Here is a 16,691-nt window from a genome sequence, read left to right as displayed (position 1 = left end):
TATGGAATCATTAATGATTGTACTTGTCGGCATTCTAGTCGCAGTCGCTACTTACTTAATCCTCTCTCGTAGTGTAATACGCGTCATTGTCGGCACAGCCATTCTTTCACATGCCGTTCATTTATTATTATTGACGGTTGGTGGCTTGAAGAAGGGGAGTGTTCCGCTTTTAGGACAGGCGGCAGCTCCGTTTACTGATGCTTTGCCACAGGCTTTGATTTTAACAGCGATTGTAATTAGTTTTGCGGTTACGGCATTTTTACTAGTACTGGCTTACCGGATGTACTTAATGAATGGAACCGATGATCTAGAGGAGCTTGGAGGGTCATCTGATGAATAATATAATTGTTTTACCTTTAATTGTGCCGATTATTACGGCAACACTATTAGTATTTTTAAATAATAATATTAAGCTCCAACGAATTGTAAGTTTGGTTACGATGGTCTTTGTAGCGTGCATCTCTGTCGTCTTATTACAGCTTATCCAAAATGAAGGAATACTTCGTTTAGACTTCAGTGGATGGATGCCGCCATTTGGTATTTTGTTTGTAGCCGATTCCTTTTCGGTACTGCTCGTATTAGCAGCAAGTATCGTAACGGCAATTTGTTTAATTTATGCATTTTCAACAATAGGTGAGCGTCATGAGAAAATGTACTTTTACCCTTTTGTATTGTTTTTGATTGCAGGGGTGAATGGTTCCTTTTTGACAGGTGATATATTCAATCTATTTGTTTGTTTTGAAGTGATGCTTCTTGCTTCATATGTACTGATTGCTTTAGGCGGAGGTAAGATTCAGCTCCGGGAGTCAATCAAGTATGTATTAATCAATGTTGTGGCATCGTGGATGTTCCTAGTTGCACTAGCATACTTGTACGGAACATTAAAGACGCTTAATATGGCGCATATTGCACAGCGTGTGGCAGAGGCAGGGCAAGATCCATTGCTGACGGTCGTGTCACTTACTTTCTTAGTTGTATTTGGATTAAAGGCTGGTTTATTATTGTTCTTCTGGCTGCCAGGCTCCTACAGTGTTCCACCTACAGCTGTGCAGGCATTATTTGCTGCATTATTAACTAAGGTCGGCATGTATGCATTGTTCCGTACATTTATGCTCATGTTCCCGTTGCAACCCGAAATTACTCATACAATCATTGGGGTAATGGCAGGGATAACGATTATTGCAGGATGTATGGGCGCATTAGCGGGACGAGACGTTCGAACGATTGCTACGTACAATGTTATTATTAGTGTTGGTTTTATATTAGTTGCTCTTGCAATTGGCACAGAATCAGCTATGGCAGGTGCGGTTTATTATTTAGTTCACGACATTCTTGGAAAGGCATTTCTGTTTTTACTCATTGGTACAATGGTACTTGTAACGGGTGAGATTGTCGTGAAAAATATGAATGGATTAATCCGAATTTATCCATTGTTCGGGTGGCTGTTCTTTATTATGATGTGTGCACTTGTCGGTATCCCGCCGTTGAGTGGTTTTATTGGAAAAGTGCTGATTGGTCAAGGCGCAGTTGAAACGGAATCATATGTTTTACTGGCGTTGGCATTTGGCTCAAGTATTATCGTTATGTATTCGTTACTACGTATTTTCCTAGCTTCGTTTTTTGGGGAAACATCGATTAATGAGGAAGACAAAATGCCGATTCCACGAAGTGTAATGGCTTCATTTGTACTATTGGCCATCTTCATTATTGGGTTAGGCGTTGGTGCAGAAGGTTTGGCAGTTTATGTGAATGATGCAGCTTACACATTATCGAACCCTTCTGTGTACATCGATGCAATTTTAAATACGAATAAGTAAAGGAGGGTGAGCACATGTTAGGTCAATTTATTATTAATTTATTTATTGCAACGCTTTGGTTTTTATTGAAAGATGATCCAACGGCCGATTTTACGACATTCATGTCAGGCTTTTTAGTCGGAACATTGATTTTATATGCCATGCATCGATTCTTTGGAACACAATTTTATTTACGCCGTGTGTTAAAAATTATCAAGCTCATCCTTTTATTTATTCGAGAGCTGCTTTCATCAAGTATTTCTGTATTAAAACACGTGTTGGACCCGCAACTGAAAATTACACCGGGTATTTTCACTTATGAAACAAAATTGAGAGGCGACTACCAAGTCACGACATTAGCGCTGTTATTAACGTTAACACCGGGATCTGTTGTGATGGAAGTATCAGAAGATAACAGTACGTTTTATATTCATGCGATGGATATAGAGGAATCGAAAGAAACGGTAATTCGTTCAATCGGCAAGTTTGAACGTGCCATTTTGGAGGTGACACAATGATCGATCTGATTTTAAAAACGGCACTTGTTTTATTTATGCTAGCAATCGCGCTTTCCCTTTATCGTGTTATAAAAGGACCGTCACTACCTGACCGCGCAATTGCACTCGATACCATTGGTGTTAATTTGATTTCCGCAATTGCGATTGTCTCTATCGTATTAAATACAAAGGCGTTTTTAGAGGCGATTCTAATTTTAGGTATTTTAGCATTTATCGGAACAATTGCATTCTCGAAATATATCGAAAGAGGTGTCATTGTTGAACGTAAATCAGCTGATTGAGTTAATGGCTGCACTTCTAATTTTAGTAGGCGCCATCGTGAGCGTGATTAGTGCATTTGGTATGATTCGATTGCCGGACGTATATACACGCTCGCATGCTGCCACGAAAAGTGCGACACTTTCTGTACTACTTTGCTTATTTGGTGGGTTTGTGTATTTTTGGATTCATGATGGCTATGTAAGTATTCGCTTAATTTTAGGGATTATTTTCGTATTTATCACAGCACCGGTAGCCGGGCATTTAGTATGTCGAGCAGCGTATCGTTCACGCGTACCGCTAGCAGAAGGTTCTGGAGATGATGCCTTAAATGAAATTTTATTTGGCGAAGAAAATATCCAAGTAAAAGAAGAAGTAGAGGCTACTTTAAAGGAAATTAAATAATATCAATTAAAGCATTTTAGAAGTAGGCGAATGGCACTTCTAAAATGCTTTTTTTGCCTAAATTTTTTAGTTATCCACAATCTATAAAAATTGATACTTATTATAGTAAAAAATTATATAAAAATGGCATTTCCATAAAGAAATAGAGGATATTTTATGAGCTCTAACTAAGGGTTTGTGGATAAGTTTTGGTCTACCTGTTGAAAAATCGTGATTAAAATGTGTATAACTCAATCGAAAGTGGATAACTTTGTGGATAAATAGTATATGTGGATAATATTTCTCGTTTTATTGACAAAAAAGCTAAGTTTATATATAGTACATTACAACACTAATGTACTGGATAACAATGAAAGGAGGATTTTCTTGAATTTCAATGGTCAAAATACAGCACCTATTTATATTCAGATTGCAGAATGGATTGAAAATGAAATATTAGCTGATCGGTTGCTTCCGGATGGAAAAGTGTATTCCCAATATCAGCTGGCAGAAATTTTTAACATTAATCCAGCAACAGCAGGGAAGGGCTTAACGATTCTAGTTGAAAAAGAGATTTTATATAAAAAGAGAGGACTAGGGATGTTCGTTGTAACGGATGCAAAACATCGGATTTTAACAACACGGCGCAGTGAAACACTGACAAAAATGGCCAAGGAAATTGTACAGGAATCAAAACGTTTAGGCGTGCTGGATGAAGATTTGATTAAACTAATTAAGCATATTCAACAGGAGGGGTGAGGACATGATTACCTTTGAGAAGTTAGAAAAGCATTATGGGAAGAGAGCGATTTTAACCGATGTTTCTTTTCAAATTGATGAGCCCAAAATAATTGGTCTTATCGGGCGGAATGGTGTAGGAAAATCAACATTATTAAAGATAATAGCCGGTCATGCAAAAGCTTCTAATGGAAACATAGAAGTATTCGGTAAAAAGCCTTTTCAAAACTTAACGGTTGCAGCAAATACAATTTTTATAGAGGATGGAATGACATTTCCAGCTGTTTTAACTTTAAGGGAAATTTTTAAATCAGCAGAAAAGTTCTACATAAATTTTGCAACGGACCTAGCATTTGAGCTATTGAAATTTAGTAATATCTCTGAAAAAAATTACCATTACCAATTATCCAAAGGTCAGAAGGCGACCTTCAATCTCATTTACGGAATTGCCAGCCGCAGTGCGATCACTTTACTAGATGAGCCAATGAATGGGATGGATGAAACGATTCGGGATGATATGTACAGAGTAATATTAAAGGATTTTTTAGCGTATCCGCGTGTCATCATGATTTCAAGCCATTACTTAAATGAGATGGAGCATTTAATTGAAGAAATTATACTGCTTCATGAAGGGAAAGTAGCATTATTTGCACCGGTAGTGGAAGTGCAGGAGTTGGCGGTAAAGCTTGTTGGACAAAAGGAAAATGTGGAGCCTGCTTTAAAAAAGTATGAGGTACTTGCTACATATGAAAATGGTCCGATTTTTGAAGCGATTGTAGGAAAGAATGATTGGCCATTACCAGATCACGTCCGGATGCAAAGTTTATCCGCAAGTGATGTATGCAAAGTATTAACAGCAACGGAAGGAGGAGGATCCATTGATGACATCTATCGTAACAGTGAGTCCCGCGCGTAATATTTATGAGCAGGTGAAGTGGAAGTGTAAGGCATATAGTTCAATGTTTAGTACGGTGCTGATTGTATATATTTTACTGACACTACTATCAGGTGGTGGAAGAAGTGGAACTTTAGGTATGGGACGCGAATTCGTTAATTATAAGGAACAATATTATACATTGGATTCCCTCTTTATGTTTACTGTCATCATGATGCTTATATTTGGTTGGATGCTTGCATCAAAGTCCATTTCACGAGATAACTTTTCGATTGTCACGACAAACTATACAGAAGCTATTTCATCTGCATTGTTCCTAGTTGTGTTATGTATTTTTACATTGGTTGCTGCAATCAGTACATTATGGATTTCGATATTGGTCGACATTTTACGGACGGGTGATTTATTTATATTCCATAGCATGGAATATGCATTGCTAACATTTATTAGTTTTACGGTTTGCTCGTTACTGGCAGCATCCATCGGCTACTTTATCCATGCTGTGTTTGATTTTTCGAAAATTGTGTTTGCGATTTTATGTGCAGGGGTGTTTCTCCTAATTCGCCAGTATTCGATTGAACTTTGGGGTATTCTTTTTGGGGGGAGCGCGCTGCAAATTATTGGCCGTAGCGCAATTTATATTATTTTATTGTGGCTGTTCATTGTATTGATGCGCCAACGTAGAGAGGTGACGCGCACATGAGTATCGCTTTTGTTTTTTTGTATTTATTAATTATAGGGGTAACGATAGCAGGTTTTTTCATAACAAAAATCCGTATATGGAAACCAAAGCGGACATTGGTGTTTTCCGCTGTCTATTTTGGTTGTGGACTTCTAGCCTTTGTCTATTTAATGTTTATGTCAGGCGATATCGCTAAAGCGCCTTCCAAGGAGTTTTTACAAGAGCAGCGTATTGGTAATGAACAACTTTCAAGCGATTTAAAGTTACGAAAATATGAAAGTTTAAAAGAAGAGCATTTAAAGTTTACTAAGACATTTGAAGCAACGGTAGAGAACATTGAAATTCTCCGCAATGAAAACAGCTATTACTTACCTGTATATATATCGTGGGCAGAAACGAATGAAAATGAAATAACCGTATCCTATTATGAAACACCGCTTTATTTAAATGGTGTGTATATTACACCATTTGTTGAAGAGCCTCGAATTGAATGGAATGAAAATAAGCTATATATTCTAGAAGCAGATACAGAGGTAAAAATGAAATCGGTAAACTTTTCTTCACAATTGTTAAATGTTGGTTTTCATTCCCGATTTGATAATCCGCTCCATGATTTAATTGGTCAACGTATTTTACACTTGAATGTTCCGAAACAGTTCAATATTATTGATAAAGATGGGCGGTATTAACGACTGCTTAAAACTCACAATGAATTGAGCGAATTATGTGTTGAAAAAGATCTTGAAATTAATCATTTTTATAGTAGTAGTCTATATATTTTTATATATTAATAATAATTGGCTTGTAACGACAGAGCATATCCATGAGTCTGACAAAATTCCTGCGAGCTTTGATGGTTTTCGAATTGCGCAGGTGACCGATTTACATGATGCAACGTTTGGGGAAAATCAGTCACGCTTAGTAGAAAAAGTACGGGCTACCAATCCGGATGTTATTTTCATTACAGGTGATATCGTTGATAGCAGACGCTATGATCTGGAAAATAGCTTGCAGGCTGTGCGTCAATTTACCGAAATTGCGGATGTTTATTATGTAATCGGTAATCATGAGGTTGCGCTGAATTTAATGGATGAAATTTATGCAGCACTAATAGAGATCGGTGTCCATGTATTGCCAAATGATGCGGTGTTGTTAGAGCGCAATGGGGAACAGATTGTCATAGCTGGTATTGAGGACCCGCTGATGGGACAGAATGTAGGGCGATCAATTGATCAGGCCATGCAAAGTATTGATAAGGATTTGTTTACTGTTTTGTTATCGCATCGACCAGAACAGTTTGATGCCTATGTGAAAGCAAATATTGATCTAGTCATGACGGGCCATGCTCATGGGGGGCAAATTCGAGTGCCTTTTATTGGGGGACTTGTTGCACCTTCGCAAGGCATAATGCCGAAATATTCAGCGGGGATATTTGAAGAACAACAAACGAAGATGATTGTAAATAGAGGGCTAGGTAATAGTCTGTTTCCTTATCGAATCTTTAATCTACCTGAAGTTTATGTCATTCAATTAAAAAAATAGCCGAAAACGTCACGAAGATGTGACGTTTTTTTGTTGTTCCCAATATTTTGTTTACATACCATTACCAGTTTTATATTATGTGTTAGGTAATTAATAATAGGTAATTTATAGCATAAAATTCATTGTGATTACTAGATTTCTATAATTTATGGAGGGTATTGGATGAAAAATAGAGGGATTGGGGCAAAGTTAACTTTATCCATCGTAATATTACTTACTTTAACTTGCGCCGTTTTAGGTGTATCGAGCTATTATAATAGTTATAATTCATTGGAAATACAAATTCGGGATAATTTACAGTCAAAGGCCGGCGATGTATCACATTATATTGAGGAATTTTTTAAACGTACACATACTGAAATACAAGGAATCGCGGAGCATTCTGCCATTCAAAGTATGGATTTTACAGAACAAGCAGCATATTTGAACAAGCGTCTAGCAGAAAGTGAAGATTATTTAGGCTTTGGAATCGTCGATGCAAATGGGGTTGCCCGTTATTTGGATAATACAACAGCCGATTTAGCGGATCGCGCATACATTCAAACTGCACTTGAAGGAAATACGGCAATGTCTGATACGATTATAAGCCGTGTAACAAATGAGCCGGTAATTATGATTGCGACACCTATTGAAACCGTAACAGGGGAAAAGGCATTGTTACTCGCACGTATGGATGGTTATTTCTTATCATCGGTATTGGAAGATATCGTTGTGGGAAAAACGGGGTATGCCTATTTAATAAATGAAGAGGGTACCATTCAGGCGCATCCGAACCATGAATATGTAAAGGAACAAGTTAACTTTTTAACTAAGGCAAAAGAATCGGACAAAATGACTGGAGAGGCTCTTGCTGTTGAGGAACTTATCTCAAACGAAGAAGGATTCTTTGAATATAAGGACACTAATGGCGATAATCACTTCCTCGGCTATCATACTTTAGATAATGGCTGGTCTATCGGAATTATGGCAAAGGAAAATGAGATGTTCGTTAGTTTAATGAAAATGAGGATTACTTTAACGATTTCTACATTTAGTGTGCTATTTATTGGGTTAATTATTGCCTTCTTCCTATCCAACAGTATTAGTCGTCCAATTCGTGAAGTAGTAAAAGTAAGCGAATTTATAGGGCAGGGGGATTTCACCCATAAGCCACATGAGCGTCTTCAAAAACGTCATGATGAGCTCGGGGTGCTCTCTCGTTCGTTGACTAAAGTTGTGGAAAATATGCATATGATGATTACTAAAGTGCAAACAAACTCTGCAAATGTAAGTGAAGCCTCCTGTGAGTTAATGGGAGATGTTATGAAAGTGACCGACAATGCGAAAATTATCTCACAATCAATAGAAGAGGTAGAGCGGGGATCTGATAGTCAGGCGAAAGTAACGGAAGAAAGTGCGGAGACGATGGGGCAGATGGCAATGGGTATTCAGGAAGTAGCCGAAGTAGCCAGTACTGTTTCTGAGCATACGGACTTTATAGAAAAGAAAGTCCGCGATGGTCATGAGGCAGTTCGCCATTCGATTGCAAAAATGAATGCAATACAATCTGGGACTGAAATTGAATTGGAAGTCATCCATAAGCTAAAGCAAGAGTCGCAGGAAATCGGGCTAATTTCAAAAATGATTACCGATATTTCATCTCAGACAAACTTACTGGCATTAAATGCATCGATTGAGGCTGCCCGTGCTGGGGAGGCTGGACACGGTTTTGCAGTAGTGGCAGGGGAAGTACGCAAATTATCTGAGCAAACGGCTGATTCAGCAGCGAAAATTAATGTCCTGATTCAGAAAGTACAACAATATACTGTGGAAGCCGTTCAAGCAGCAGAATCAGGAGAGGAAAATGTTGCGCAAGGTTTACAATCTATAAGCCAATTAGACGAACGCTTCAGCGAAATTGTAGAAGCAGTTTCCAGAATTGCAGTTGAAATTGAAGGGCTGAGTGGTTCTGCTCAAGAAATGAGCGCCAATACAGAAGAAGTATCGGCATCAATGGAAGAAATGTCAGCTTCGGTTACATCAGCAGCAACGTATGTAAGGGATGTTGCGCATTCAGCATCCGGTCAGTTAGAAATAGTAGATGCAATGGCTAATCAAGCCGTAAAGCTGTCTGAAATGGCAAAAGACTTACAGGTCACAATTAAACAGTTTAAACTATAATGTAAACGGCGGTGCAATGGGTTTTTGTTGCGCTGCTGTTTTTGTTTGAGAGGGAGCGAAATGCGGAAGGGGGCATGGGCGCGTATCTAATAAATGTGGTTGTGTTTCTAAAAAAACAGAAAAAGTTCTAATAAATTATTACAAAATCTTTGCTCCCCCTAAAAAAACGCAAATTGTTCGTCAGCGCAGCAACAGTATCGTAAAATAGAGAAAACAAGTTGTAGGGGTATGCAAAATGGAAGGTATTATTACTTTATTGACAATGGTGGGAATTGTCGTGATGGTTGTGCGTTTTATGCCGAAAAAAGGTGTGAAATATATTACGACAAAAGATTTGCAGCCATTACTGGAAGATAAACAGTATGTATTTGTGGATGTTCGAACGGAGAAGGAATATAAAGAGGCACATATTCCTCAATTTATAAATCGCCCTGTTGGCACGTATTTAGGTGATCTGCCGAAAGATCGGTCAATTGTCGTCATTTGTCAAAGTGGGGTACGAAGTAACAAGGCTTGTAAGGAACTTGTAAAGCTAGGCTATACTGATGTCACGAATGTCCGTCGTGGTATGAATGGGCTGCGAGCAGGCTAAATAAAAATGGGAGAAGAGATAAGGGAAATACCCTTTATCTGCTTCTCCCATTTTTTATTGGATTGCCTTTTTCATGGCATCTAGCAGTGCCTGTGCGGAAATGATTTTCTCGCCACCACCTTGGACAAGTGCATCGTTGCCGCCGCCTTTACCGTTCATAAGTGGTAAAACGGCTGCGGAAATTTCTTTCATTGATTGCGTTTGTTGACTGCCACGTGCTGCGACAAACTGAAGCTTGTCCTCATTGTTGGCAACGAGAAGAGCAATTGCATCTTCATTTTGCTGAGTAATGAAACGGGCTAATTTTTGTAAGCTTTGGATAGAGCGGTTTTCAAACATTGCTGCCGCGATTTTTTCTTTCGCCAAAGCCTGTGCTTCAAATTCAAGCAGTGCATCTTGTGCCTCTGCCAAGCTTTTTTCAGTGCTTTTTGCCGTTTTTACAAATTTTCTTAATGCTTCAGATGCATCTTCTTCTGGTGCGCTTAATTGACGAGCAACATCACTTAATACGTTTTTACGCATAGCGAGCTGCTGTAATACACGATTGCCGCAAACAAAATGTACACGAATTTGCTGTTTCATTTTCTCAGTAGCTAAAATTTTTAGCAAACCAACCTGACCTGTAGAAGTAGGATGGGTACCACCACACCCGTTGTAATCATAGTCAGGAATAATGACTAAACGTATATCTTCATCGACTTTTACAACTTTTCGCAAGTTATACTGAGCTAACTCGTCTTTTGTCACCCATTTAGTTTCAATTGGCCGATTTTCCAAAATAATTTCATTTGCCCGCTTTTCCGCGGCGGCTAGCTGATCATCTGATATTTCACTCACATTTAAGTCGATTGTGACAAGTTCAGTTCCTAGGTGGAAGCTCACAGTAGCAAAATCAAATAATTCTACAAAAGCAGCTGTTAAAATATGCTGTCCCGCATGTTGTTGCATATGGTCGAATCGGCGTCCCCAATTTAATTTCCCTTTAATTTCCCCGGAAATATTCGACAAATTTCCCACAGTATAATGACGGATTTCATCATCCACTTTCTCGACATCGATAATTTCCAGGTCATTAATCCAGCCCGTATCATGGGGTTGTCCACCCCCTGTTGGGTAAAATGCCGTATTGTTTAAGACAATAAAATTACGTGTTTCTTCACTACCTGTTTTTACAATTTCCGCAGTAAATTCTTTTATCATTGCGTCTTCATAATAAAATAACTCTTTCAAAATCCATCACTCCTTAATTTCTAGTTTGTCATATGAAAACGTTGCTGTCACGGTAAAATAATCGTTGTTATTTGACGCGCGGGAAATTTCGTTTATGATGAGAAAGAAGGATTTTCCGGGAGGAGTACAAATATGAATATTACACAGTTTTCAGTAGAGGAAATTTTAGATCCAACAAATATTATTGAAGGTAAGCGATATGAGTTTTTATTAGATGTAGAAGTAGATGAGGAAGACGAGCTATATTCTGCAGCAGGTTTAGAAATCCGTGTCATCGTTGGTGTAATCGAAGAAAATGTACGCATTGTAAACTACTTTATTATGGATAAAGCAAATAATGAGTTTTTGGATTTTGCATTGGAAGAAGATGAGGAAGCAGAAATTTTGGGCTTTTGTAAAGAAGAATTATTTGCTGATTCAACAGAAGTAGAAGAGCAATAAAAATAAAAAAAGCACCTCGTCATTGAACTTTACGCCACCAACTGTTGGGAGTCGTTCGAAATGAGGTGCTTTTTTATTATTTACATTTTACCAAGCGGCAATTGCCCCATCTGTACGCGGCTCTGTTCCACCATACAGCACGCCTGTTTTTTGATCACGCCAAATAATTTGCCCGCGTCCGAAACTGCCACCGTCCACTGCCACATGAATGTCATGGCCTTTACGTTGTAACGCCTGAACTAAATAATTAGGGAAATGCGGCTCGACTTCAATTCGTTTTTCACCCATCCATTGCCAACGTGGCATATCAAGAGCTGCCTGCGGATTGAGTGCAAAGTCTACGGTAGATGTAATCACCTGGAAATGTCCCTGTGGCTGCATATAGCCTCCCATTACACCAAACGGACCAACAGCCTGATTATCCTTCGTTAGGAATCCAGGAATAATTGTATGGTAGGTACGTTTACCAGGTTTTAAGAAGTTAGGGTGGTTTTCATCAAGTGAGAAGTCATAACCACGGTTTTGCAGTGATATACCTGTTTCCGGAATGACAATACCGGAGCCGAAGCCCATATAGTTACTCTGAATATAAGACACCATATTGCCGTCCGCATCGGCAGTCGCTAAATACACCGTTCCACCCTTCGGAATGTCAAATGGCTTAGGATCCATTGCTGTATCCATAATTTCTGCAAAACGAGATTCTCCGTAGTTTTTTGATAATAATGTTTCTACATCGACCGGCATTTCACTGCTTTCTGTAACAAATGCTTTCCCATCTGTATAGGCTAGTTTCATTGCTTCGATTTGATTATGTAATGTCTCAGCATCTTGCCATTTCGGCTCTGAATGTTGATAAATGTTTAGTGCCATTTGGGCAACAATACCTTGACCGTTCGGAGGAATTTCCCACACGTCATAGCCTTTATAATGTACCTTAATTGGATTTACCCATTCAGGTTCATAGCTTGCTAAGTCTTCCTTAGAAATAAAACCATTATGTTTTTTCATAAAGGCATCGATTTGATCGGCAATATCACCTTTATAAAATGCCTCGCCATTTGTTTTTGCGATTTTGCGTAATGTATCTCCATGGCCGGGTGAATGCCACACTTCACCGATTTCTGGCATGCGTCCATCAATCGAAAATGTATCAAACCAGTGTTGGAACTCTTCGGTTGTAAGTGAATTTTTATATTTTTTATACGCAGATTGCCAATATTGTCCGAGTGTTGCTGAAATCGGGTAGCCTTCTTCCGCATAGGAAATAGCAGGTGCCAATACTTCGCTTAATGGTAGCTTTCCAAAACGCTTTGATAAGGAAGCCCATGCCGCAGGAGCACCAGGAACAGTAACAGGAATGACCCCATGCATCGGAATTTTATCATGTCCCCGTTCAGCTAATGCCTCTTTCGAAATGGTCTTAGCAGAAGGTCCAGAAGCATTTAATCCGTAAAGTTCATCCTTCATCCATACGAGTGCAAAGGCATCACCACCAATACCATTTGATGTTGGTTCCACGACGGTTAAGGCTGCTGCTGTAGCAATGGCAGCATCAACTGCATTTCCGCCTTTTTTCAAAATATCCAAACCTGCCTGTGCTGCTAATGGCTGAGATGTTGCGACCATTCCACGATTCGCGATAACAGTGTTACGCTTACTCGGAAATGGGTAATGTAAAAAGTCCATAAAAATTCCCCCTTAACAAATAGTAATCTAAAAAATGAATATTATGACTATTTTAGTATAGAAGGGGGTTATTTACAAATAAATATTTCAGAATCCGAAATAAATTCCCCTAAAAAAAGCTGTTTGGCATGCTGTAGCATTGTCCAAACAGCTCAAAATACAAAGGATTTTTATTTCAATAGTTCATCAATCCAGCGCTGTACTTTTAAGCCTTCCTCGAATGGGACGATGAACGCTTCTTCACCTAAAAGGACTTTTCTACAAGCATCCAGCATGGATTCAGGGGCTGTATTCGCAGGGACTTCCACTTCCGATTCGTAAGCTTTACTCGTATATACTTGTGACCAGTTACGTAATGTGACAACTTTTTCTGAACCGAAAATTTTATAATCAATACGCTCTTCCTGACCGATGCCGGCAAGTCCGTTTATTACAACAGGTATGCCGCTTGTTGTTTTGGCTAAAGCAGATACACCTGTTTCACATAGCTCCGTGTTTTCCGGATAGGTTGTTTCATGGGCGAGAATGTTGAGATCCCCGAATAAGTGGTGTGTCAGCTGTAAATAATGCGGGAAAATCTCACGGATAAAGCCGCCTTGCTCACGTGAGGCAATCCAAGGATTTTGTTGCCATTTACGCGGCCATTCCGGGAAGTATGTATGTAGTTCAATGCGTGTAATATCCCCCATACCAGATGTAAGCTCTTTTTTAAGCTGATGTACGGCTGCTCCATACATTAATGGGAAGTGCATCGCTGTTTTCACCTTTACATCATTGGCAACACGTACCATTGTTTCTCCATCTGCAGCATCATGGGCAAGTGGTTTTTCCGATAAAATATGCAGTCCATGCTTCGCAATTTCCTCAGCAAGAGTCGCATGGCTGACAGGGGGCGTCCCGATGTAAACCCAGTCAGGCTTTAAATTCAGTAAATCCTGTAAATCATTTGTTGTCGGTACATTATATTTTTCTGCCAACTGCGCTGTACGCTCCTCATTCGTATCGAATATAGCAGCAATTTCGTAGTGTTCGTTTTGTAATGCCTGGTTAATAATGCGCTCACCGACAACACCAGTGCCGATAATGCCAATTGTTGTTTTTGTCATTCAGTTCGTGCTCCTTTTAAAAGTTTAGAGTTTTCTGATAGTTAGTGTAGCATATTTTGAGATTATGATAATAAAAAGAAAAGCACAAAAACATGTTCAGCATGCTTTTGCGCCTACAATTAATATTTATCTACTACAACACCAAGCGAAGAAGCCTTTATGAAAGGTAAATTCTGCAATTGCTTTAAGCTCTCGGCAGTACCTGTTACAACGATGCCGTTTGAGACGGACCTTTTATTTTTGTTATATAACGTGTAATACCGATGCAATGCCACTTTAAAAAGCCATGCGCGCAAATTTTTTGCTTGAATTTGCGATAAGCATTCAATTGTTTTCATAATGGTTTCTTGTGTGACATCTTCTGCATCTTCCTTTGTAGCCCCGATTTTTAATAAATATTTGAAAACAATTTGTGCTTCTTCAAGCAAATAGTTTTCCCATGACTTGTCCATAGTTCACCAACTTCCGGATATCCATATGTTGAAAATAAGAAGGCTTAATCGTGTGAAAAAAAACGAAATATGCTTTACTTATTGTAAGTTAACTTACTTATATAACTAATTAAATTCGTAAAAGTATACAAAATAAAAAAATAAGTTTTATAAACAAGCAAGGAGTGACGGTGATGAAAGTTGTAATTATCGGTGGGGACGCTGCTGGGATGAGTGCGGCGATGGAAATTGTCCGTAATAATAAATCCGCACATATCGTTGTTTTAGAAAAAGGCGATATTTATTCGTACGGGCAATGTGGGTTGCCGTATGTAATTAACGGAAAGGTACCTAATACTGAAGAACTCATTGCTCGTGATGTCGAGGAATTCCGTTCTAAATACGACATTGATGCGAGAATCTTTCATGAAGTGACGGCAATTGATACGAAATTACAAAAGGTGAGCGGACATGATGTAAATAGTAAGGAGCCATTTGAATTTGTATACGATAAACTGCTGATTGCAACCGGTGCTGCGCCGTCAATGCCACGACTGGAAAATGCCGATTTAAAAGGAATTCATATGATTAAGACAATTCCCCAAATGAATAAGTTGATGGAACAATTACCGAATGTGAAGCATGTTACAGTCGTTGGCGGCGGCTATATAGGACTGGAAGTTGTCGAAACGGTTCGTGAGCGCGGTCTGGATGTACGTCTGATCCATCAAGGGAGTCAGCTCATGTCAGTATTAGATCCGGAACTTGCGAAAATCATTTATGAAGAGGCGATTTCAAAAGGGGTGGATGTTTTACTGAATGAAGAGACAATAGGTTTTGAGGGTGAACAAGTTGTCGAAGCAATTCGTACGAAAACGGGGACATACCCTACTGAATTAGTTATCGTAGCGACTGGTGTACGTCCAAACACACAATTTGCAACAGGGTTTGCAAAGCTTGAAAATGGGGCGCTCATCGTTAATGGAAAAATGGAGACATCCATTGCGAATGTGTATGCAGCAGGGGATTGTGCATCACATTATAACAGACTGAAGCAGCAGGATGATTACTTGCCTCTTGGTACGACGGCGAATAAACAAGGACGGATCGCTGGTTTGAATATTGCCGGTTTTAATCAAAAGTTCAATGGGATTGTAGGAACTTCCATTTTGAAGTTTTTTGATCTACAAATAGGAATGACGGGATTAACTAATGATACTGCGGATAAGTCCAATGCGTTGATAGAGGCATATGTAATGGAAGTGAACGACATTGCCAGCTATTATCCTCATCCAAGTAAGATGAAGCTGCGCATGTTAGTTGAACAACAAAGTCGCAAGCTTGTTGGGTTGCAAATTGTCGGGAAACACGGTGTCGATAAACGAATTGATGTATTTGCTACAGCGCTTTACAATGAAATGACCTTTGAAGAATTATTGGACCTGGACTTAGCTTATGCTCCACCATTTAGTGGCGTATGGGATGCGCTCATGCAGGTACCGAAGCGGTATGGGAAAAAGGATTAAAAAACGTCTCAAGCTCCAGCTATTATTGGGAAATAGCTGGAGCTTGCTTTGTGTTTAAAAGAGGTGTTAGTCAAATTCTGTTCAAATAAATTATCAATAGATAAACGTTCGACCATGCTGGCAGCTATGTTTGATCTGCAAGGTGGAATCATGGAGAAGGCTATCTACTTTTCTTTGAACTTATACATACTATAGCGCAAGTTTATGGAGAAAATGTCATTTTAATAAAGTTGTAAAAAATATGTAAAATAGCCAGTTGCTTATGAAAACCCTTAGTAGCAAGTGTTCATAAGGGTTTTTTTATATATTTTTATTATTTTATATTGTTTTTATAACAATAATGTGACATGTGTGACGAACGTATATACGAATTTAATTGAAAAAATCACTTTGCATAAAAAAATCAAAGAAAAACAAACTAACTTTAATGAGGAATAAGGAGGAAAAAGCATGAAAAATGATAGACATGATGTATTTAATAAAAAGTCCAAAAATGCGTTAAGTTTAGGGAAGATGATTGAAAATACGAAGGAAAATATCGAAGAGGCGGAAATTAGTAAAGAATTCGCATTTCCTGAAGAACTGGAAAATTTAGAGGAAAAAAATGCGCGACGTAAAACGGCCATTGCACAATTGGAAGAACAAATAAGAGAAAAAAAAGCCTTTCAAGCTAGAAAAAATTATTATAAATAATGCTTCAGTC

General features: G+C 38.7%; 19 protein-coding genes. 15 read left to right on the top strand and 4 right to left on the bottom strand.

The window, feature by feature from the left end; genetic code table 11:
- Position 1: 1 nt before the first annotated feature.
- The 12 genes from H9635_RS17870 to H9635_RS17815 all read left to right on the top strand — a co-directional run bounded on the left by H9635_RS17870 (position 2) and on the right by H9635_RS17815 (position 9,565).
- Positions 2-340: a Na(+)/H(+) antiporter subunit C gene (locus tag H9635_RS17870; protein ID WP_191701668.1), complete on the top strand. Its 339-nt coding sequence runs from the start codon at positions 2-4 to the stop codon at positions 338-340.
- The gene (locus tag H9635_RS17865) at positions 333-1,817 is read left to right on the top strand and encodes a Na+/H+ antiporter subunit D (RefSeq protein ID WP_191701667.1); all 1,485 of its coding nucleotides are present in this window, start codon (positions 333-335) and stop codon (positions 1,815-1,817) included. The genes H9635_RS17870 and H9635_RS17865 overlap by 8 nt, the downstream gene beginning before the upstream one ends.
- A 14-nt stretch (positions 1,818-1,831) precedes the next feature.
- Positions 1,832-2,314 carry a Na+/H+ antiporter subunit E gene (locus H9635_RS17860; protein WP_191701666.1) on the top strand — a complete coding sequence of 161 codons (483 nt, stop codon included), beginning with the start codon at positions 1,832-1,834 and terminating at the stop codon, positions 2,312-2,314.
- The gene (locus H9635_RS17855) at positions 2,311-2,595 is read left to right on the top strand and encodes a Na(+)/H(+) antiporter subunit F1 (RefSeq protein WP_191701665.1); all 285 of its coding nucleotides are present in this window, start codon (positions 2,311-2,313) and stop codon (positions 2,593-2,595) included. Before H9635_RS17860 ends, H9635_RS17855 begins: the two co-directional genes overlap by 4 nt.
- Positions 2,573-2,977 carry a Na+/H+ antiporter subunit G gene (locus H9635_RS17850; protein WP_191701664.1) on the top strand — a complete coding sequence of 135 codons (405 nt, stop codon included), beginning with the start codon at positions 2,573-2,575 and terminating at the stop codon, positions 2,975-2,977. Before H9635_RS17855 ends, H9635_RS17850 begins: the two co-directional genes overlap by 23 nt.
- 366 nt (positions 2,978-3,343) lie before the next feature.
- On the top strand, positions 3,344-3,715 hold the full coding sequence (locus H9635_RS17845) for a GntR family transcriptional regulator (protein ID WP_191701663.1): 372 nt from the start codon (positions 3,344-3,346) through the stop codon (positions 3,713-3,715).
- A gap of 4 nt (positions 3,716-3,719) precedes the next feature.
- Complete coding sequence (locus tag H9635_RS17840) at positions 3,720-4,610, top strand: ATP-binding cassette domain-containing protein (protein ID WP_191701662.1); 891 nt, start codon at positions 3,720-3,722, stop codon at positions 4,608-4,610.
- Entirely contained in the window at positions 4,576-5,292 is a 717-nt protein-coding gene (locus tag H9635_RS17835) for a silver transporter (protein ID WP_191701661.1), read from the top strand. Before H9635_RS17840 ends, H9635_RS17835 begins: the two co-directional genes overlap by 35 nt.
- Before the next feature lie 17 nt (positions 5,293-5,309).
- Positions 5,310-5,960 carry a DUF3292 domain-containing protein gene (locus tag H9635_RS17830; protein ID WP_225231389.1) on the top strand — a complete coding sequence of 217 codons (651 nt, stop codon included), beginning with the start codon at positions 5,310-5,312 and terminating at the stop codon, positions 5,958-5,960.
- A 40-nt stretch (positions 5,961-6,000) separates the two neighbouring features.
- Positions 6,001-6,813: a metallophosphoesterase gene (locus tag H9635_RS17825; protein ID WP_191701694.1), complete on the top strand. Its 813-nt coding sequence runs from the start codon at positions 6,001-6,003 to the stop codon at positions 6,811-6,813.
- Positions 6,814-6,975: 162 nt separating this feature from the next.
- Positions 6,976-8,973 (top strand): methyl-accepting chemotaxis protein, encoded by a 1,998-nt coding sequence (locus H9635_RS17820; protein ID WP_191701659.1) that lies wholly within the window; start codon positions 6,976-6,978, stop codon positions 8,971-8,973.
- Positions 8,974-9,208: 235 nt separating this feature from the next.
- Positions 9,209-9,565 carry a rhodanese-like domain-containing protein gene (locus H9635_RS17815; protein WP_191701658.1) on the top strand — a complete coding sequence of 119 codons (357 nt, stop codon included), beginning with the start codon at positions 9,209-9,211 and terminating at the stop codon, positions 9,563-9,565.
- A 54-nt stretch (positions 9,566-9,619) separates the two neighbouring features.
- On the opposite strand, the gene H9635_RS17810 is transcribed toward H9635_RS17815, so the two are convergent.
- Positions 9,620-10,795, bottom strand: a complete 1,176-nt coding sequence (locus tag H9635_RS17810; protein ID WP_191701657.1) for an alanyl-tRNA editing protein — start codon at positions 10,793-10,795, stop codon at positions 9,620-9,622.
- Between the two features lie 132 nt (positions 10,796-10,927).
- Here H9635_RS17810 and H9635_RS17805 point away from each other — a divergent pair, with 132 nt between their 5' ends.
- Positions 10,928-11,236 (top strand): DUF6509 family protein, encoded by a 309-nt coding sequence (locus H9635_RS17805; RefSeq protein ID WP_191701656.1) that lies wholly within the window; start codon positions 10,928-10,930, stop codon positions 11,234-11,236.
- 87 nt (positions 11,237-11,323) lie between these two features.
- Here the strand turns inward: H9635_RS17805 and H9635_RS17800 are convergent, their stop codons facing one another.
- The 3 genes from H9635_RS17800 to H9635_RS17790 all read right to left on the bottom strand — a co-directional run bounded on the left by H9635_RS17800 (position 11,324) and on the right by H9635_RS17790 (position 14,483).
- Positions 11,324-12,925 (bottom strand): gamma-glutamyltransferase family protein, encoded by a 1,602-nt coding sequence (locus H9635_RS17800; RefSeq protein WP_191701655.1) that lies wholly within the window; start codon positions 12,923-12,925, stop codon positions 11,324-11,326.
- Positions 12,926-13,095: 170 nt separating this feature from the next.
- Entirely contained in the window at positions 13,096-14,031 is a 936-nt protein-coding gene (locus tag H9635_RS17795) for a Gfo/Idh/MocA family protein (protein ID WP_191701654.1), read from the bottom strand.
- Positions 14,032-14,150: 119 nt separating this feature from the next.
- The gene (locus H9635_RS17790) at positions 14,151-14,483 is read right to left on the bottom strand and encodes an RNA polymerase sigma factor (RefSeq protein ID WP_191701653.1); all 333 of its coding nucleotides are present in this window, start codon (positions 14,481-14,483) and stop codon (positions 14,151-14,153) included.
- A 173-nt stretch (positions 14,484-14,656) separates the two neighbouring features.
- On the opposite strand from H9635_RS17790, the gene H9635_RS17785 reads away from it, so the two are divergent.
- Both H9635_RS17785 and H9635_RS17780 read left to right on the top strand, forming a co-directional pair.
- Positions 14,657-15,988 carry an FAD-dependent oxidoreductase gene (locus tag H9635_RS17785; protein WP_191701652.1) on the top strand — a complete coding sequence of 444 codons (1,332 nt, stop codon included), beginning with the start codon at positions 14,657-14,659 and terminating at the stop codon, positions 15,986-15,988.
- 450 nt (positions 15,989-16,438) lie between these two features.
- On the top strand, positions 16,439-16,681 hold the full coding sequence (locus H9635_RS17780) for a spore protein Tlp (protein WP_191701651.1): 243 nt from the start codon (positions 16,439-16,441) through the stop codon (positions 16,679-16,681).
- Positions 16,682-16,691 lie beyond the last annotated feature (10 nt).

The organism is Solibacillus faecavium (genome assembly GCF_014836905.1).
Taxonomy (GTDB): domain Bacteria; phylum Bacillota; class Bacilli; order Bacillales_A; family Planococcaceae; genus Solibacillus; species Solibacillus faecavium.
This window is presented reverse-complemented; position numbering and strand designations above follow the sequence as displayed.